17 protein-coding genes and 1 pseudogene are annotated in these 19421 nt (G+C 45.7%); 9 read left to right on the plus strand and 9 right to left on the minus strand.

Annotation, left to right across the window (positions count from 1 at the left end; all coding sequences use genetic code 11):
- The 5 genes from hcaB to KT990_RS11180 all read left to right on the plus strand — a co-directional run bounded on the left by hcaB (position 1) and on the right by KT990_RS11180 (position 5903).
- A complete protein-coding gene (gene hcaB / locus KT990_RS11160; RefSeq protein WP_005095434.1) occupies positions 1-816 on the plus strand; it encodes a 3-phenylpropionate-dihydrodiol/cinnamic acid-dihydrodiol dehydrogenase in 816 nt (271 codons plus the stop codon).
- Positions 817-930: 114 nt separating this feature from the next.
- Entirely contained in the window at positions 931-1896 is a 966-nt protein-coding gene (locus KT990_RS11165; RefSeq protein WP_074383973.1) for a 3-carboxyethylcatechol 2,3-dioxygenase, read from the plus strand.
- Between the two features lie 5 nt (positions 1897-1901).
- Positions 1902-3128, plus strand: a complete 1227-nt coding sequence (gene hcaD, locus KT990_RS11170; protein WP_218208785.1) for a 3-phenylpropionate/cinnamic acid dioxygenase ferredoxin--NAD(+) reductase subunit — start codon at positions 1902-1904, stop codon at positions 3126-3128.
- 311 nt (positions 3129-3439) lie between these two features.
- Positions 3440-4348 (plus strand): DMT family transporter, encoded by a 909-nt coding sequence (locus tag KT990_RS11175; RefSeq protein ID WP_100534656.1) that lies wholly within the window; start codon positions 3440-3442, stop codon positions 4346-4348.
- Between the two features lie 499 nt (positions 4349-4847).
- Positions 4848-5903: an MBL fold metallo-hydrolase gene (locus tag KT990_RS11180; RefSeq protein WP_074383975.1), complete on the plus strand. Its 1056-nt coding sequence runs from the start codon at positions 4848-4850 to the stop codon at positions 5901-5903.
- A 54-nt stretch (positions 5904-5957) separates the two neighbouring features.
- On the opposite strand, the pseudogene KT990_RS13635 reads toward KT990_RS11180, so the two are convergent.
- The 3 genes and pseudogenes from KT990_RS13635 to KT990_RS11195 all read right to left on the minus strand — a co-directional run.
- Positions 5958-6158, minus strand: a pseudogene (locus KT990_RS13635) (DoxX-like family protein); the annotation flags it as partial.
- Positions 6148-6591 carry a thiol-disulfide oxidoreductase DCC family protein gene (locus KT990_RS11190; RefSeq protein ID WP_005172862.1) on the minus strand — a complete coding sequence of 148 codons (444 nt, stop codon included), beginning with the start codon at positions 6589-6591 and terminating at the stop codon, positions 6148-6150. The pseudogene KT990_RS13635 and the gene KT990_RS11190, both read right to left, overlap by 11 nt.
- A gap of 96 nt (positions 6592-6687) precedes the next feature.
- Positions 6688-8208: a catalase gene (locus KT990_RS11195; RefSeq protein ID WP_005095448.1), complete on the minus strand. Its 1521-nt coding sequence runs from the start codon at positions 8206-8208 to the stop codon at positions 6688-6690.
- A gap of 643 nt (positions 8209-8851) precedes the next feature.
- On the opposite strand from KT990_RS11195, the gene KT990_RS11200 reads away from it, so the two are divergent.
- Positions 8852-9031: a DUF7230 family protein gene (locus KT990_RS11200; protein ID WP_005095450.1), complete on the plus strand. Its 180-nt coding sequence runs from the start codon at positions 8852-8854 to the stop codon at positions 9029-9031.
- Here the strand turns inward: KT990_RS11200 and KT990_RS11205 are convergent.
- The 3 genes from KT990_RS11205 to KT990_RS11215 all read right to left on the minus strand — a co-directional run bounded on the left by KT990_RS11205 (position 9028) and on the right by KT990_RS11215 (position 12426).
- Positions 9028-9516, minus strand: a complete 489-nt coding sequence (locus KT990_RS11205; RefSeq protein WP_005095451.1) for a hypothetical protein — start codon at positions 9514-9516, stop codon at positions 9028-9030. The two genes, KT990_RS11200 and KT990_RS11205, sit on opposite strands and share 4 nt — an antisense overlap.
- Positions 9517-9557: 41 nt before the next feature.
- Positions 9558-11855, minus strand: coding sequence for a phosphoenolpyruvate--protein phosphotransferase (gene ptsP, locus KT990_RS11210; RefSeq protein ID WP_074383977.1), 2298 nt, complete (start codon positions 11853-11855; stop codon positions 9558-9560).
- Positions 11856-11943: 88 nt separating this feature from the next.
- On the minus strand, positions 11944-12426 hold the full coding sequence (locus tag KT990_RS11215) for an RNA pyrophosphohydrolase (protein ID WP_005095455.1): 483 nt from the start codon (positions 12424-12426) through the stop codon (positions 11944-11946).
- Positions 12427-12608: 182 nt separating this feature from the next.
- Between KT990_RS11215 and KT990_RS11220 the strand changes: the two genes are divergently transcribed.
- The gene (locus KT990_RS11220; RefSeq protein WP_005095456.1) at positions 12609-13259 is read left to right on the plus strand and encodes an HAD family hydrolase; all 651 of its coding nucleotides are present in this window, start codon (positions 12609-12611) and stop codon (positions 13257-13259) included.
- Positions 13260-13428: 169 nt separating this feature from the next.
- On the plus strand, positions 13429-13677 hold the full coding sequence (locus tag KT990_RS11225) for a DUF2789 family protein (RefSeq protein WP_005095458.1): 249 nt from the start codon (positions 13429-13431) through the stop codon (positions 13675-13677).
- A gap of 391 nt (positions 13678-14068) precedes the next feature.
- Here KT990_RS11225 and ovoA read toward each other — a convergent pair whose 3' ends face one another.
- The 3 genes from ovoA to KT990_RS11240 form a co-directional block, all read right to left on the minus strand.
- On the minus strand, positions 14069-16243 hold the full coding sequence (gene ovoA, locus KT990_RS11230) for a 5-histidylcysteine sulfoxide synthase (RefSeq protein ID WP_218208786.1): 2175 nt from the start codon (positions 16241-16243) through the stop codon (positions 14069-14071).
- A 149-nt stretch (positions 16244-16392) separates the two neighbouring features.
- Positions 16393-17268, minus strand: a complete 876-nt coding sequence (locus KT990_RS11235; protein ID WP_005095462.1) for a LysR family transcriptional regulator — start codon at positions 17266-17268, stop codon at positions 16393-16395.
- A gap of 195 nt (positions 17269-17463) precedes the next feature.
- Entirely contained in the window at positions 17464-17700 is a 237-nt protein-coding gene (locus tag KT990_RS11240; RefSeq protein ID WP_005172852.1) for a DUF2061 domain-containing protein, read from the minus strand.
- A gap of 261 nt (positions 17701-17961) precedes the next feature.
- Here KT990_RS11240 and leuC point away from each other — a divergent pair, with 261 nt between their 5' ends.
- The gene (gene leuC, locus KT990_RS11245; RefSeq protein ID WP_100329282.1) at positions 17962-19395 is read left to right on the plus strand and encodes a 3-isopropylmalate dehydratase large subunit; all 1434 of its coding nucleotides are present in this window, start codon (positions 17962-17964) and stop codon (positions 19393-19395) included.
- Positions 19396-19421 lie beyond the last annotated feature (26 nt).

The following is a 19421-nucleotide window of genomic DNA, read 5'->3' on the forward strand; positions in this document are numbered from 1 at the left end:
ATGGGTTGGCTACAAGGCGAAGTTGCACTTATTACCGGTGGTGGTTCAGGCTTAGGCTGGGCGCTAGTGGAACGTTTCCTGGAAGAGGGTGCACAAGTTGCCGTTCTTCAACGTTCAAAAGCAAAAGTGGAGGCATTAAACGAACACTTTGGCGGTAAAGTTCTTGCGATTGAAGGCGATGTAGCCAGCTATGCAGACAACGTTCGTGCAGTGAATGCCACTGTAGAGCGTTTCGGCAAACTCGACTGTTTCGTTGGTAATGCCGGGATCTGGGATCATTATGCCGATATCGTCAATACCTCTGGTGAGCAGCTGGAAAAAGCCTTTGACGAGATTATGGGGATTAATACCAAGTCGCTCATTCTCGGCGCGAAGGCTGCACTGGATGCATTGATCGCTTCTGAAGGTTCTATCATATTTACTTTGTCTAATTCGGCACTGTACTCCGCTGGCGGAGGCCCTGTATATACTGCATCTAAGCATGCAGGGGTGGGTATTATGAAAGAATTGGCCTATGAGCTTGCGCCTAAAGTACGAGTGAATGCGGTTGCACCGTCAGGTATGAATGTGAATATCAAAGGCGCAGCGTCGCTTGGTCAGGAAAATGTTGGCCTGCTCGATGCACGTGATCCTGAGAAAATTGCACGTGGTATGCCACTGAATTTCTTGCCTGAACCGGAAGATATGACAGGTTCATACGTACTCTTGGCATCTCGTCAAAATAACCGTCCTTTGACTGGCGTTCTGATCAATGCAGAATGCGGTCTGGGAATTCGTGGCTTACGTCAGCCCCGTGCCGGTTTCTTTGACGAATAAAAATCTGCTTTTAAAAATCTCCCCTTACCCCTCTTTATAAAAGAGGGGGAAAGAATCTCCCTCCTTTTAAAGGAAGGATGGGGAGGATTTAAGTCTTCCTTTTTGGAGTCTCTCATGGCCGTTAAACTTATTTGTGCATCGCACAGTCCTTTAATGGAATTTGCTTCACCACAGGAAAAGCGTAAAGAACAAGCCGTTCGTGATGCTTTTGAAAAACTCTCTGCTGAAGTAAAAGCTTACGACCCAACCCTGATTATTACCTTTGGTCCTGACCATTTTAATGGTTTCTTCTATGACCTGATGCCAAGTTTCTGTGTCGGTATTCGTGCCAAAGCTGCGGGTGACTGGGATTATGGTAAAGACAATGATCACATTGATGTACCTGAAGACAAAGCATTAGGCTTGGTTCGACGTGTACTCGATGAAGGTGTAGACGTTGCATATTCTTACCGTATGCAGGCGGATCATGGGGTGACTCAGCCATTACACTTCCTGTGTGACGGCAAACTCGATCGTTATCCAACGATTCCAATTTTTATTAATGGCGCTGCAGCACCGATGCCAACCCCCAAGCGTACCATTGCTTTGGGCCGTGCTGTAGGTCAGTTTATTAAATCTTTAAACCTTGAAAATGAGCGTGTCCTTGTTTTAGGTACAGGTGGTCTGTCGCATGATCCACCCACACCGCAAATGGGTTCGGTTCCACCACAAGTAGAAGAATTCCTGATTGCAGGTCGTAATCCAACGCCTGAAGCACGTGAAGCACGTCAGGGCAAAGTCATTGCAGTCGGTCAGAAACTGGCAGCAGGCGATACTTCGGTTGCAGTTCCTTTAAATGCTGAATGGGATCGTGCACTGCTTGAAACCTTCAAGAACGCTGATTTTGCGACCTTAGAAGCCATGACAGAAGATGAAATTCGTCGTGACGGCGGTCGTGGTGGTCAGGAAGTCCGTTCCTGGATGGCCGCATTTGCAGCCTTAAGCGAAATGGGCGAATACGACATGACAACACACTGCTATGAAGATATCAGTGAATGGATTGCGGGCTTCGGCATCGTATCTGCAGAGTTAAAAGGTTAATTGACATGAGCAACATCGAAACCATCGTAATTGTAGGGGCTGGCCAGGCAGGTGCAAGCGCGATTTTAGAACTTCGTGGCAACAAGTACGCAGGTAAAATCATTCTGATTGGTGATGAAACGCATCTTCCTTATGAGCGTCCGCCACTGTCGAAAGATGTGATTCTAAAACCTGAGGACACCAAGATTGAAATTCTGTCAGCAGAAAAACTGGCTGATCTTGGCGTGACCACCATTCGTGGCAATGGCGTGACTCAAATCAACGCGACCGCGAAAACGGTTGAACTTCAAAATGGTGATGTTGTTGCTTATGACAAATTGCTTCTCGCAACAGGCGGTGCCGCGCGCCGTCTGCCAAACTTCGATGCGTTAGGCAAACATGTTTATACGCTTCGTAACCTTGAAGATTCACAAGCCTTGGTTCCTGTATTGCAAGCAGGTCAACGTATTCTGCTGATCGGTGGCGGTGTGATCGGTCTTGAACTGGCATCCTCTGCGCGTTACAAAGACTGTCAGGTGACTGTGCTTGAGCAGGGACCAATGGTAATGGGTCGTTGTTCACCGCGTATTTTAAGTGAATTTCTGCTTGAACAACACCGTCTGGCAGGCGTAGATGTTCGCTTAAATACTCAAGTTGCAGCTTGCCGTTTAGATGGTGAAGAAATTGTGGTGACTTTAGCTGATGGCGAAGAGTTACGTGCTGATGCTGTAGTTTATGGAATCGGAATTGTGCCAAACGCACAGCTTGCCATTGCAGCCGGTTTAGATGCTGATCTAGCGATCAAGGTCAATGAAAACTGCCAGACTTCAAATGCCGATATTTATGCAGCAGGCGATGTCGCGACACAACTTCGTGAAGACGGCGAATTCCGCCGTGTCGAGACTTGGGAAAATGCCAATCTTCAGGCAGGCATTTTTGCGCGTCATGTCATGGGTGTCGAACATCCAAAAGCCAATCCGGCCTGGTTCTGGACCGATCAGCTCAATATCAACTTCCAGTTTGTCGGTGATATGGCAGCGACCCAATGGCTGGTTCGTGGTGACATGGATGCAGCCAAAGGCGCAGACAATTCATTTGTGATGTATGGTGTGACCGATGGTCAAATCGTTGCCGGTATTACCGTCAATGCGGCCAAAGAAATGCGTCATCTGAAAAAAATGATCAGCAAGAATACGGCTTTTGAAGCTGAAAAACATTTGGATCCGGCACAAGACTTACGCAAAATTGCTTAAGTTGTATTGAGATATCTTGGAACAGACCTATGTTTTGCATAGGTCTGTTTTTTTATATTGATCGAATACTCTCTATATGATCACTACCTCAAGTTTCAGTTTTGGTTTGTATTACTTTGCGTAGGTAATGCCTCACTTTTGAGAGATGAGCCATACATGGCGCAAGGTGACAAAAATCTTTTTCTAAACTGAGGATATGTCCATATATCCCAGTTTAGCGGCGGCATCCATGCCGCAATCAGTATTGTCGATTGTGGATTTGAACGAGAAGTTAGTTCAACTCTTTCTGATTAACTTTAATTGAGTCTTTTATGAATTCAAATTCATCTCCCATGCTGGTGACGGCAAGTATTTATGCTTTACTGGTGCTGATTTGGGCCGCAACGCCTTTGGCGATTGTCTGGAGCGTGGCCGAGATTCACCCGATGTGGGTACTGATCATTCGCTATTTTGGCGCATCGATTATTGCGCTATTCCTGCTAAAAATCATGCGTGATCCTTTGCCTTTTGACAGCACCTCAATGAAAAGCTATCTGGCCGGCAGTCTGAATTTAATCGGTGCACAGCTGTTTATTTATCTGGCAGCCAATTATCTGACCTCAGGTCTGATGGCCCTGATTTTTGGTTTTTCGCCGCTGATTGCCGGTCTGATCGGGCATGTGATCTTAAAAACTCATCAGTTAGTGTGGCTGCAATGGTCGGGTATGGCTGTTGCCATTGCCGGACTGAGTTTTGTATTTTTAGATTCGGCAGACAGCAAGGTGAATCCTTGGGGTGTGGTGCTGATGCTGATCAGTATGGTGTCCTATATCAGTTCAATCTTCTGGGTCAAACAGATCAACGCACCTTTAAGCCCAATGTCACAAGCGACAGGTTCATTGCTGCTATCAGCAGCCGGTTCACTGCTCTTGATTCCATTTATCTGGCAGCATATGCCGACCCAGTTGCCTGGCACACAGGCGCTGATCGGGTTTGTATTTACCATGATCATGTCCTCGATTGTGGCGATGCTGTGTTATTTCTGGCTGATTCGGCGTTTAAATGCTTCAACAGTATCTTTGAGTAATGTCATGACGCCAGTCATCGCACTGGTACTTGGTGCGACTCTGAATCATGAAATCATCAGCAGTCATGCCTTTGCAGGAATTGCCGTGGTGATGTTCGGCATCATTATGTACTTTTGGAAAGAGTGGCGTGAGCAATACTTTTCCAAGCGCTAAATCTGTAGCAAATCAAAAGGGCGAAAGCCCTTTTTTATGCTTTAAATTTTTTAGATGAAAGAAGTCTATGGCTACATCCGTTCACAAGAGTTTAAGCAAGTTTATTTAGCAGATTGGCCAAATGTTAAAAATAGTAGATTTCATCGTCCGCACTCTCAATCGTTGCATAACTCAGGCATGCACGATCAAATCAGCACATTATGAGGATAAAATTTTGGCTGAAATCAGCAGAGTAGGGCTTGGTATGATTTTGTATTTTTTAAAAAACTGCATGCATCATGTCTTTCTCGATAGTACCCCTAGTCCGGCCAGCCAGCAGGCTATCAGAGCGCTATTTTTTTGCTAAAATAACAAAAACATACATGATTGTCTGTGATGGATTTCATACTATACTCAAGTGCGCCTGTTTTTAGTTTGTATGCTCATTAAAAGATGCGTCGCCTGACCATTTCAAGCGGTTGCTGTCTTGCATATAGCGAATAATAAATAGTGGATGTTTATGCAAGATCTTCTCAAAACTAAAAAATTTCAGTTAACCACGGAGTCCAGCTGGAAACATCTCTGGTCTAAGCCGGTATTTGAGTATCTGCATTCAGATCATTTCAATGGACAACAGTTTCGTAATCTCGAGCATCCTGCTCGGGCGCACAGTCGTTTTGACTTATATAAATGGCTCATTACCCGAAAATCCAAAAACTGGAATATCAATCTCGATGCAGAACGTGCCGAGTTTTTTGCGCGACCGCGTGCATTGCCACAGCAGCGTCCCGATGCGCCTTTAGATGACTGGCAAATCTGGTTTATTGGTCACGCCACTGTACTCATTCAAATCGGGCCTTATAATTTCCTGACCGATCCGGTCTGGGCTGAATATGCCAGTCCTTCTGCATCCACTGGCCCGCAGCGGGTCATTCCTGCCGGTATTGCGCTAGATGAACTGCCACATATTGATGCTGTGTTGCTCAGCCATAACCACTATGATCATATGGATCTGGCCACACTGGAATGGTTGCATAGCACATTTGAAATGCCAATTTATACCGGACTGGGCAATGCCTGGTATTTGCCAAAGCACTATACCGTGCATGAGATGGACTGGTGGGAAAATGCATTTTTTGAAGAAATCCGCATTGTCTATACGCCGGCACAGCATGCCTCGGGGCGCGGTATGCGTGATCAGAATTGTGCTTTGTGGGGTGGCTTTTCCTTATTGCATGGTCAGGAACATTGTTTCTTTGCCGGAGATAGTGGTTATGCCTCGCATTTTAAAGAGGTTCGCAAGCGTCTGGGTGCGCCCCGAATTGCCTTGCTGCCCATCGGTGCCTATGAGCCGCGTGCACTGATGCGTGCGATTCATATGAATCCGGAAGATGCATTTCATGCACATCAGGACTTGCAGGCCAAATGCTCACTGGCGATTCATTACCGTACTTTCCAGCTCACTGATGAAGATCGGGATGCACCAGAGCATGAATTGCATGAAATTATCAAACATTCTTCCAAGCTGATTAATCCGTTTTACTGCGTACATGAAGGCAAACGGATTATTGTCTAATGGCTTCACGCTGTTCTTGCTTGATGAGTTGAATGGCAAGCACAGAAAGCATCAGCCAAACAGCATTTCACCTATGCCAGAAAATCCAACCAAGACTTTGGCCAGTACCCGCTCAAAGCCCAGGTTTTGCCAGATTGTGATTTCAGCAGGGGACTGAAACAGTATTTTTGGAATCAGTCCTTGATAGAATCAGCGCATTGCCAAGCTTAGCTGAATGTTGCGAAGTGTTTGGGTGAAAACAGGCTCAGAATTCACGAATAGCATTTTCCAGAAAATGGTGTTTATTTTCGCTAGATGGAATCAGGCAATAATCAGTTTTACCAAATAGTTGGTAGCGCTTTAAAGCAACGCCACGATACAGAAAGTCGCGGATAAAACGCGGCACTAAATAGCCTGTACTCATTAAATTCAACGGAAAACCGAGATGCTGCATGACTTTTAACAGGGCAGTGGATTCGGTATAAAGTGTGCCAGCTTGGATGACGAGCATCGTGCTGTAATGTGCAGTGGACATCTGGTAATGCTCGAGCAGGGCAACACCTAAAGGGGATTGGGCAGAGACCAGTTTAAACTGTATCTTGTTATCGTATTGAATCAAAAATCGTGCCCAGCCATTACAGATCACACAAACAGCATCAAATAAAATGATGTCGTGTTGTTGAATGATGTCTTCAATATCTTTGCTCATCGTTATATTTTTTCTAGTGACGTATTATTTGTATACTGCTTGATATCACACTAAAAAACCACCCGAGGGTGGTTTTTTATATATCGCTAAGGCAGCTTAAAGCAAGCTGGCTAAGCCTTTGGCTGGATCGGTTTCACGAGCAGCCTGTGCATCTGCCACTGTCATGCCGAGTGCTTGTGCTACGCCTTCGCCATAGGCCGGATCGCAACTATAACAATTGCGGATGTGACGGTATTTAATGAAATCTAGTGCATCACCCATCGCGCCAGCCGTGTTATTAAACAAGGCCTGCTTTTGTTCATCATTCATCAGGTTAAACAGGGCACGTGGCTGGCTGAAGTAATCGTTATCATCTTCACGAAAATCCCAGAAATCGGCAGCACCGGTGATTTTTAGTGGTGGCTCTCTGAATTCCGGTTGCTCCTGCCATTGGCTGAAACTGTTCGGCTCATAATGTGGCAAGGAACCGTAGTTGCCATCCATACGACCCTGACCATCACGACGGTTAGAATTGACCGGACAGCGTGCAGCATTGACCGGAACCTGTGAGTGATTCACGCCGACACGGTAACGCGCGGCATCGGCATAGTTAAATAAACGTGCTTGTAACATCCGGTCCGGCGAGTAGCTGATGCCCGGTACCAGATTGCTGGGTGCAAAAGCCGCCTGTTCCACATCCTGGAAATAGTTTTCCGGATTGCGGTTCAGTTCGAATTCACCGACTTCAATCAGCGGATAATCACCTTTCGGCCAGACTTTGGTCAGGTCAAATGGATGATAAGGAACGGTTTCAGCTTCCAGTTCCGGCATCACCTGGACATACATTTTCCATTTTGGATAATCACCACGTTCGATGGCATCAAACAGGTCAGTCTGGCTGCTTTCACGGTCTTTAGCGATTAATGCTTCAGCTTCAGCATCGGTGAGGTTCTGGATGCCTTGCTGGGTACGCATATGGAATTTCACCCAGAAGCGTTCATTATTGGCATTGATAAAGCTAAAGGTATGGCTGCCAAAACCATGCATGTGACGATAACCGTCTGGAATACCACGATCCGACATGACAATCGTAACCTGATGCAAGGCTTCAGGCAGCAGCGTCCAGAAATCCCAGTTATTGGTGGCACTGCGCTTGTTGGTTTTCGGGTCGCGTTTAACGGCTTTGTTCAGATCTGGAAACTTGCGCGCATCCCGCAGGAAAAATACCGGGGTGTTATTGCCGACCAGATCCCAGTTGCCTTCTTCAGTATAGAATTTCAGGGCAAAACCACGAATATCGCGTTCTGCATCGGCCGCACCACGTTCACCTGCGACGGTCGAGAAACGCGCAAACATGTCGGTTTTCTTGCCCACTTCCGAGAAAATTTTTGCGCGGGTATATTGGGTAATATCGTTGGTCACGGTAAAGGTTCCAAAAGCACCTGAACCTTTGGCGTGCATACGACGCTCTGGAATCACTTCACGGACAAAGTTGGCCAGTTTTTCATTCAGCCATAAATCCTGAGCGAGTAAAGGTCCACGCGCACCTGCCGTCATACTGTTCTGGTTGTCGACCACAGGCGCACCCGCTTCAGTGGTCAGGTGGGTAACAGGGCATTTTTTAAAATCTTGGCTCATTTTTCCTCTCCAAGTTTTGAATATCTTGTAGCGTTTATCCAGTATTTATAAAATATTGAGTTATCTGCGAAGGGCATCAGGTTTTACTCTATTTTCAATATCTTGATATAAATACTGTTAGCGCACAAAGTGGAATTCACAGGATATAATTGAGTGATGTCACTCAAAAAATATTTTTAAAGTTAATAAAGTCTAAAATATTGAAAATTAAATGGTTACTTTTTAAAAGTAGCCGGTTTTCTACTCTTTGACAATATCAAATTCTCTATATTTTAGATAACTCAAATAATGAATCGGATTAAACGAAAATAACAATCTTCAAGTCCCTCATATGTTTTTATCCAAGGATCAAACTAATAGATGAATCGTGCTGTTTAAAATAAATATTATAACTGATTTATTTTAAATGCTTTTTTTGATCAGGTTTTGTCTGTGTGAAAAACATCATGAAATGCTGAATGTAATCAGCATGTTTTCCGGCCATAGCGCTCATTTTTGTAATACAGAATATCCTGCTTAAATGGTCTTTATTTTTAAAAAAAGCATTGGCAAATATGCTTGAAAATTGTCCAAAATGGCGTATCATTATTTTCCCACTCGCGTGGAAACTCACTAAAATCTAGTTAAAAGGCGAAAGTACAACATGGCCAAGAAGAAAACAGTCGAGCATGTGGTGATCCATAATTTTGTGGCAAAACACATGCATGAAGTCAACAAAAGTCAGGTTTTTGTAGACCGAAAGAAAAATGCAAAACGTGGCTACAACAAGCACAGACAAGGGCGATATTCCATGGAAGATCGCCCTTTTTTAATGGCAGCTTAAGATCTGTAAGGTGGTTGAGGATGACGCGTTGGCTGTTTGGGGTTGGTTCCAAGTGGAGAGAGCGGGGCAACGGGGCGGTTGCTACGATTTTGTGTATTTTGAGTGGAGCGCCGCGATGAATTTGTTGGCTCATCTCGTATAAAATCATTAAATAATTTATTCAGTCTTCCCTGATTTGGCTGTCCATAATGTGCAGGGTGAGGTTCAGTTCTGGCCTGCTGAAAACTGGCAAATTGATCTTTTTGCTGACGATAGAGTTTGGCCGCTATCACAGAGGGATCATTTCGGCCTAAACGCCGTCGCTGGGATGCTGAAATTTCGATGCCCAATAGAGGGGACATTTTAGGCCGATCGGCATAGCCGCTGGCAGGACGTGTATAAGATGAACCGGAATAATCCGCATTTTTCCGGGCCCGCAAGGCAGGTGCAATAATAACAATATAGAACACCGCAATGAGCATGAACAGGATAACCAGAAATTCCATAACCACCTCTACACTCGTCGAGGGACTGGAAAAGTCCCGGATTAGGCACTCACCATACGCGTGGCTGATTTCACCATATCACCCAAACCATGGGTTCTGAAATAATATTCCAGCCAGCTTTTTACCATCAGTGGATTGTCCATTTTTAACACATGCTGTAGCAATTCCTGTGCATCACTCATCGGCACGTGACAAATGGTTTTACGTACCTTCAGGATATTACTCGAACTCATCGACAGGGTATTAAAGCCCATGGCCATGAGCAAAACCGCAGACAGCGGATCACCTGCCATTTCACCGCAGATACTGACCGGTTTTTCATTACGATGACAGTCCTGCACCAGACGGGTCAGGGCACGCAGTACGGCAGGATGTAAATGTGAATAGACATTGGCAACCCGCGGATTATTGCGATCGACTGCCAAAAGATATTGAGTCAAATCGTTAGAGCCAACCGAGAAGAAATCGACCAGTTCGGAAAACTCATCAATCTGATGCAGCACACTCGGCACTTCCACCATGATGCCGAGTTTTGGCTTGTTCACTTTGACCTGTTCTTCTTCCTGAATCGCCGCATGATCACGTTCCAGTAAATAGAGAGCTTCTTCGACCTCACTGACACTGGTCACCATCGGCAGCAGAATATGCAGGTTATTCAGTCCGATACTGGCTTTAAGCATGGCGCGAATTTGTGAAGAAAAAATTTCTGGATGGTCCAGGGTAAAACGAATACCACGCCAGCCCAGTGCCGAATTTTCTTCTTCAATCGAGAAATACGGCAGGTCTTTGTCTGCCCCAATGTCCAGGGTACGCATCACTACCGGTTTATTGGCAAAGTGAGTGAGTTGCTGGCGATAAATCGCGCGCTGTTCTTCTTCGCCCGGGAAGCGGTCGCGTAGCATAAATGGAATTTCAGAACGGTATAAACCAACGCCTTTGGCACCACGTTGCACGCCACGGACCACATCGATCATCAGGCCGGTGTTGACGTACAGTTTTACCGCTACCCCATCTGGGGTAATCGCATCTTTGGTTTCGTACTGACGCAGATCTTTGGCGATCTGTTCTTCTTCTTTTTGAATTTCTTTATAGCGACTGCGCAAACGCCGTGGCGGATTGATGAAGACCCGGCCTTGATGCGCATCAACGATCATTTCTACATCATCCAGGGTATTAATTGGCAGTTCAGTCACACCGACCACAGTCGGAATGCCGAGGGCACGTGCCACAATTACCATATGCGAGTTCATGGCACCTTCAGTGGTGACAATCGCAGCAATTTTATCCACTGGCAGTTCAACCAGAGCTGCAGTGGAAATCTCTTCCCCTATCAGAATACTCTCATCGGTCAGCTCACGATGACTGGCATCAGCTTCCTGTAAACGCGCCAGAATACGGCGGCCCAAGTCTTTTAAGTCTGCCACCCGTTCACGTAAATAATCATCCTGCATCTGGGCAAACTGTGCCACATGACTATCAATCACGATGCGCACTGCACCCTGTGCCCAATGGCCTTCGCGAATGAGCGCCTTGATTTCTGCCGGCAGGGCATTTTCATCCAGCATCCGCAAGAATACGCTAAAGAGGGCGCGTTCTTCGGCCATCAGCGCATCCTGCATCTTGTCATCGAGCGACTGGATTTCTTCACGGACGGAGTTGAGGGCGCTGTCTAATAATTGTAGTTCTTCGCTGATGTCATCGGCTTCACGATCGGGAACGGCGGCCAGATCTGCTGGCGGGTAGAGAATCACGGCCCGGCCCAGGGCAATCCCGCCTGAACCGGACACCCCCTGAAAGGTTTTATAGGCAGGCAGGTTACTTGGCTTGCGGAAGACATCAATATTGCCCACCGCATGGGCATGGGCAATTACGCCAGAGAGCTGCGCGCACAGTGTGACCAGAAATGATTCGGCGGCTTCAGAGAAATCTTGAGATTCTTTATTCTGAACCACCAACACACCCATCACCTTACGGCGGTACATCACCGGGACGCCCAGAAAAGAGTTATACAGCTCTTCACCGGTTTCAGGCAGGAACAGGAAGCGTTCATGTTTGGGTGCATTGTCCAGATTGACAATTTCTTCACGCTGGCCGACCAGACCCACCAAACCTTCGCCAGTCTGTAACGATACGTGACCTACGGACTCAGCCTTCAGGCCCTTGGAAGCCATCAGCAGATAACGCTGGTTACGTTCATCCAGAAGGTAAATAGAGCAGACATCGACATGCATGGCGTCCGCGACATGCTTGACCATGATATCGAGGGATTCATGCAAACTGGCAGATGCATTGATCTCTTGAACAATACGTCTCAACGTGTCCAGTTGCATATTCGACATAAGGTCTGCTCCGTCTATTCAGAATTTCAGTGATACGTTTATTTATAACAATAGCCGACCAAAAAATCTGCATGATTTATGCGATTTTTTAAGGTTTTTGCTGGGGCAGCTGCTGACACAACTCCACCAGAGCTTTGCGATAAACATCACGTTTGAAATTCACGACTTGACCTAATGGATACCAGTAACTGACCCATTGCCATTGATCAAATTCCGGCGGATCAGACAGATTCAACTGAATATGCTGAACGGGGGCCGTGAGTTTGAGTAAAAACCACTTTTGTTTTTGACCGATGCACACCGGATCGGAGTCCGGTCGTATGTATCGATGCGGCAAACGATAGCGCAACCAGCCTTTGGTTTGCGCGATGATCTGGACGTGTTCGGGCAATAAGCCAACTTCTTCTCTCAGCTCACGATAGAGTGCCTGCTCAGGGGTTTCTCCATATTGGATACCTCCTTGTGGAAATTGCCATGCATTATGACCAATGCGTTTTGCCCATAAAACTTGTCCAGCATCGTTTGCCAAAATGATCCCGACATTTGGTCGGAAACCCTCAGAGTCGATCATTTGGCTACCTAAAAATTGTTTAATTTATACCTTTGCCATCGGGGAGCGTTATTTCTTTATCCAACTCGAAAAAAGCAAAGTTTAAAAATGTTAAAATTGCTATGATCTTAACGAATTTCTATCGACTAGCGGAGATAGATTTACAATTTTTTTCTTAAATTTCAGTTTTTACGAGTATTTTCATGAAATTGGCGCTATTTGATCTCGATCACACCTTGTTAAACACGGATTCGGATCATTCTTGGGGAGAGTTTCTGGTCAGCGAGGGCCTGGTCGATCCGGTGCAGCATCGTGCCATGAATGACAAGTTCTATGACGACTATAAAAAAGGTCAGTTAGACCCCTATGCCTATAATGAATTTGTGTTCCAGTTTCTGACCCAACATGAGCATGCTTATTTAACCGAGTTGCACCAGCTGTTTATGCAAAAGGTGATTCGCCCGCAAATGCGTCCAGAAGGTTTTAAGGCCATTCAACGGCATAAAGACGCCGGTCATGCTCTGGTCGGGATTACCGCGACTTCGGATTTTATTACTGCACCAATTTTTCGTGAATTCGGCATTACTGAAATTATTGCCACCAATGCTGAAGTACTCGATGGCAAATATACCGGAAAAGTGATCAATACCGCGTGTTATCAACAAGGCAAGCTGGTGCGTCTGGAACAGTGGCTGCAAGGTCGCGATGTGACCGAGTCTTGGGCCTATTCAGATTCGATTAATGACCGTTTCTTGCTGGAATATGCCGATCATGCCATTGCGGTGAATCCGGATGACCGCCTTGAGGTTTTAGCCAAAGCGCAGGGCTGGAACATACAGGACTGGTCGATTTAACTGATTGCCTTTTATCCATCTGATTGATCCAGCACAACTTCGGTTGTGCTTTTTTATCTGCCCGAATTCAATGTAAGTGTTAATGTTTTTTCACAGTCCGCTTGCCTCGGACATGTTATGCTCAAAAAACAGGACATGAAAATAATGGAAAAGTTTGAGGTGTAATGCTATGACTCACGTTCGACCGCGTATGACACATCTGTTTCAGCAGCTTGGCTTGGATGCCACTCAGGAAGGCATTGAAAAGTTTATTCACGAACATCAACTGCATAAAGATCTGACTTTGCTCGATGCACCGTACTGGTCAGAAGCACAACGTCAGTTTCTAACCGAAAAAATTGCATCTGATGGTTCATGGGCCATTGTGGTGGATCAACTCAATGAATCCCTGCATGAAAACTCAACCAGTGAAGGATGAAATAAAAGCCAATCGAATGATTTAATGCCAGTCAGTTAAGAAATTGACTGGCATTTTCTTTTTTAAATTCATGATCATATTTGACAATTAGAAAAGTTATCCGCAACTGTTTGAGGCAGGGCTAGATTTAAAAATGATTGTTTCTGCGACAAATTTACTAGTCGATGGTGGCTGACGAGTTTTGCGGTGAGGAGTGTTGCTCCGCAAGATGCCTTGCTTGCGAAGCTTCGCTTCTCATTTGGGCGAAACCAAAGTAACAAATAATTTACAAGAATTTGATTTATAAAGTTAAGACTCCGCCGTGAATGACTAAAAAGTTAAAGAGTCTATTTCTAAACTCCTTAACTGATCAGCATTAAATCGAATGATTGGCTTTTTTAGCTTGAAGGCTTTAGTGAGTGCGTCGCCAGATGCTGACTTGCGACAAGCTATGTTGATATTTTCTGGCGGTTTCACGAATAACAAAAGGCACATCCTGAGGCTGGGTCACCAGCTCAAAATGAGCCTTTAATATTTCCGAGATACCCTCCAGTGTAGTGACCTCTCTGTCTGCCTGCTTGAAGCCGCCCAGCCATTCATCACGTGCAGTATGTTCTTCCAGCCAGGTATAAGGCGAACTAAGCAGTAAAATTCCACCCATATTTATCCGTTGATGGATCTGCGTCAAAAAGTCTTTGGGATGATGCAGCCGGTCAATCAGATTGGCCGCCAGAATAAAATCATAGCCACTAAAATGTGCTTTCAGATTACAGGCATCGGCCTGAAAAAATTCCACTTTAGAGGCAAGCTGATCCAAAGCGAAATCCTCAAGCGAGCAGATTTTCTCTTCGCTTAATTCACCTTCTACAGGGAGCTGATAACGGATTCGGTGACCTTGGGCCAGAAAGACGGCTTGCTGAATAAAGCGTGCAGAAAAATCCAGACCGGTGACCTGATCAAAATAGTGTGCCAGTTCAAAGCTGGCGCGGCCAGTAGCACAGCCAATATCCAGAGCACTTTTACATGCAGTTTCCCGGAAATACGGCTGCGCCAGCTGCACCAATGTTTTGGCAAAATTGGCGATGCCAAAGTATTCGGCGCCGTACTGAAACTCCAGATATTGAGACACCAACTGGTCACTTTCATACTGTGAAGGAAACTGTTGCAAGGCTTGATCAGAGGCGACATAGCGGAAGCCAGCGTGTTGAAAGAAATGCCGTCTAAAAGCATAACGTGAACTGTGCAGGGCTTCATTGCCTGCTGAAATCCAGGAGCCACCTTTAATAATATTATGCCGTCCATCAAAGGTCGGGGTGCTAAAATCATCATAAAGAGGATGCACCTGAAAGCCATGAAACGGATAGATTGGCGTTTCAGTCCATTGCCAGACATTGCCCTGAATATCATAGAAATCGCCCTGCTGAAAATGATCGACCGGGCAGGAACTGGTGCCATATTTCAATTCGATATTGGCCTGTTCAGGACTGGGTAAATCTGGATCCAGGTCTGAAACCGCATACAGGCGATACCATTCATCTTCGGTGGGCAGGCGGATGGTTTTTTCAAGCTGTTGCGATTTCCACTGACAAAAGGCTTTGGCTTCATGATAATTTACGTCTACCGGCCAATCCCAGGGCATGGGGACTTCTTCCAGCATCAGGCGCAGTGACCAGCCGAGTTCAGTCTTGCACCAAAAACACGGATGAGTCGCTTGTGAAAATTGTAGCCAGCCTAAGCCTTCTTCACTCCAGTAGTGTCCGGTCTGGTAGCCATCTGCTTCGACAAAGGCCAGAAACTCCTGATTCGACACCAGATATTTTGCAGCTTCAAAGGCTGCAACTTCGGCTTCATGCTGGCCGTATTCATTGTCCCAGCCATAAAAAGGATGGTTAAAATCTTTCTGTAGATGTATCTGGCCTTCAGGCACAGCAATCAAACTATTTTCCGGGGCAATGCCGGTAATGATATTGGCACGCCACTGCGGATGCTGGTGTACATGTTCTAAAGCATGCTGACGAATCAGCACCGATGACGTTTCCAGATGAATCCGTTCATGTTCGATGCCCATAATCAGCGTCCACCACGGATTGTGCCAGTTTAAGGGCAGATTCAGCGGGGCATGCTCAACAATGTTCAGAATCAGCGCGCGTACCTGATGTCGATAATCCCGGACTGCCTGCACAGTCGGCCAGTCATAATGCACTTCATCCAGATCATCCCAACTCATTTCATCAACCCCGATCGCAAAAATACTTTCAAAATGCGGATTCAGACGTTCAGTAATGAGTTTGCTCAGCAGCAGTTTATTGACAAAAAAAGTCGCGGTATGACCAAAATAAAAAATCAGCGGATGACGCAAGTTAATCGGCTTGATAAAAAAAGCATCTTCATGCTTGAGGCATTCAAATAACTGCTCATAGGTATCAAAGGTATTCAGGAAGTAATCACGTAGGCTGTGTCGCGCTGTCTGTTCGTCGGCAAAATCAAGCGCAGGTGTAGGCAACAGCATCGGTTTGGCCGAAAGCCATAGGCTGCTGGCATTTGTTTTATCTTGAGAGAGGGGTTTTAGGGGAGAATCGAGCTGCATCCGTCAGGCTCCATCGAATAATTTTAAGTATTCCTCTGCATCGCAAAAGAATAGATTTATCTTAAAAATACGCGAAAGAAATCCCCAGATGGGTGTATTTAGGTAACAAAATGCTGCACTGTTTTGAATGCAGCATTTTTAGAAATGAATTAAAGAGGCAGGGAACTACTTTGCATAAGTTGAACCAGAGCTTGCGCCGCTTTGGACTGAGTACGACCCGGATGCCAGACCATGCCTAGCCGGCGGTTCATTTCCAGATTGATATCCAGCTGATGCAGATCGTGATTGACCAGAGTTTTTGGCAGCACAGACCAGCCGAGACCAATGGATACCAGCATGCGGATTGATTCCAGCGGATTATTGCTCATGCTGACTTTTGGTTTAATGCCCTGTTTTTCAAACTCGGCCAAAGTAATCTGTGAGGTATAGGTTTGTGAAGACGGTAGCAGGCTCGGGTAATTCAGCAAATCTTCCAGGCACAGATTTTTTTGCTGGGCCAGTGGATGAAAGGGTGCAACTACAAAGACCAGAGGATCATTCCAGATGGTGACATAATTCAGACGTGCATCGCCCCGTGGCGGCAAGGTTAAAAATGCCAGTTCCAGATCGCCGGCAATGACTTGTTCGTGCGCCTGCTCGGAATCGACAAAATGTACATCCAGCCTTACATCCGGATATTCCTGTACATAACGGCGCAAATGACTCGGAAGATGATGCAGGCCAATATGATGACTGGTGCCGATTTTCAATTTTCCCTGTACCTGACCCTGTTCATGGCTCAAGGTATAATGAATATCACCGAGTTCATTCAGCCAGTTTTTCACTTTAGGCAATAGCGAATGCGCGGCATGGGTGGCTTGTACACCACGTCCGGCGGATTCAAACAGTTTGACCCCAAAATATTCTTCCAGACTGTGAATACGTTTGGTGACGGCAGGTTGAGTAATAAAAAGCTGATCTGCGGCCAGAGAAATCGAACCAGTTTCCATGACTTTTACGAAGGCTTCAAAAGCTGCGAGATTCATCTTAATCACCTATAAAGAATTTTTATGTGTAGTTATATTATTGTTATTTTTTAAGAATAAATCAAAGCATAATTCGCTTGCTTCTATTGCATTGCTGCATTACTAAACATTTTCAAAGCCTTGGGATTTAAATAGCGCCAAAAAAAGACCCTCTTGGATGAGATGGTCTTTGGTCAGGAACATCGACAGAAAAGATCAGGCGGTGATGTCCTCATTCTGCTGTTCGATATTGCGCTCCCAAATTTTTTCGTGGAAGAAGAACGCAACTGCCTGTACGGTGGGTTCCAATAAACTTAAGGCAATTGCCATGGCCAAACTGCCAGTCACCAAATAACCGACAATCATCGCCACCGTGATGTGCATAATGTAATAGCTGAAGGTCTTTTTAAACATACGCTGATTATTGTCTACAAAACGTTGGATATGTGCCATGTCGAAGTTCCTCAAAATATAAATCTCTGTCTATGCAGGAATAATAATAATTCTCATTTGATTTGTAAAAACGAATATTTTTAATAAATTGATCGGAAAAGTAGATTTATAGGAATGCAGCGAAAGCATGATTTTATTCAGCTTTTGAAAGATTCCAAAAAGTTTTTTAACTAATAAAAATGATAAATTAGATTTATGTGACAGCAGCGATATAATCAAAATCAGAGCAAGAATTTACCCAGTCCAGTGGAGTACATCGACATGGCAGGCGCAACCCAAACAGCAAAAACATTATATGATAAATTGTGGGATGACCATTTAGTAACACAACGTGATGATGGTTCTGCCTTACTGTACATCGACCGTCACTTATTACATGAAGTAACGTCGCCACAGGCATTTGAAGGTTTACAACTCGCCGGGCGCAAGCCATGGCGTTTAAGCGCAAACATTGCTACACCAGATCATAACGTACCCACCTCGAAAAAAGAGCGTGAACAGGGTGTTGCCGGCATTGAAGATGAAACTTCGCGCATTCAGGTACAAACCTTGGACGACAACTGCAAGACCTTTAATATTGTTGAATTTGATATTAATGATATCCGTCAGGGGATTGCGCATGTGGTTGGGCCTGAGCAAGGTTTAACCTTGCCGGGCATGACCGTGGTCTGTGGTGACTCACATACTGCGACCCATGGTGCTTTCGGTTGTTTGGCGCATGGTATCGGTACTTCAGAAGTTGAACATGTATTGGCGACCCAATGCCTGGTTCAAAAGAAGATGAAAAACATGTTGGTACGCGTTGACGGTCAGTTGGGTCAGGGCGTGACACCGAAAGATGTGGTCTTGGCGATTATCGGCAAGATTGGTACAGCAGGGGGTACTGGTCACGCGATTGAATTTGGCGGTCAGGTGTTCCGTGACATGTCGATCGAAGGTCGTATGACCGTTTGTAATATGGCAATCGAAGCCGGTGCACGCGTAGGTATGGTCGCTGTCGATGACAAAACCATCGAATATGTTAAAGGCCGTCCTTATGCACCGACTGCAGAACAGTGGGATCAGGCCGTAGTGTATTGGAATACCTTACATTCGGATGAAGATGCACACTTTGATACAGTTGTGGTCTTGCAAGGCGAAGAGATCGAGCCGCAAGTGTCTTGGGGAACCTCTCCTGAAATGGTGATTCCAGTGTCTCAGGCAGTACCAACTTTGCAACAAGCCAAAGACGAAGTACAACGCAATGACTGGAACCGTGCTTATCAATATATGGGTTTAAATGCCGGGCAGGCCTTGGCTGAAATTCAATTAGACCGTGTCTTTATTGGCTCATGCACCAACTCGCGTATTGAAGATATTCGTGCTGCGGCTGAAGTGATCAAAGGTCGTAAAGTCGCGGCAAGCATCAAGCAGGCGATGGTGGTTCCGGGTTCGGGTCTGGTCAAGGCCCAGGCAGAAGCTGAAGGCCTGGATAAAGTGTTTGTAGAAGCCGGCTTTGAATGGCGTGAACCAGGTTGTTCAATGTGTCTGGCAATGAATGCTGACAAGTTACAACCGGGCGAGCATTGTGCATCGACGTCTAACCGTAACTTTGAAGGTCGTCAGGGCAATGGCGGTCGTACGCATCTGGTCAGCCCTGCAATGGCAGCCGCCGCGGCAATTGCCGGTCACTTTGTTGACGTGCGTAGTTTCTAAAATCCCCCTCTTGCGAAGCAATGCTT

Origin of the sequence: Acinetobacter sp. F9, from assembly GCF_019195275.1 — a bacterium.
GTDB lineage: Bacteria > Pseudomonadota > Gammaproteobacteria > Pseudomonadales > Moraxellaceae > Acinetobacter > Acinetobacter pseudolwoffii.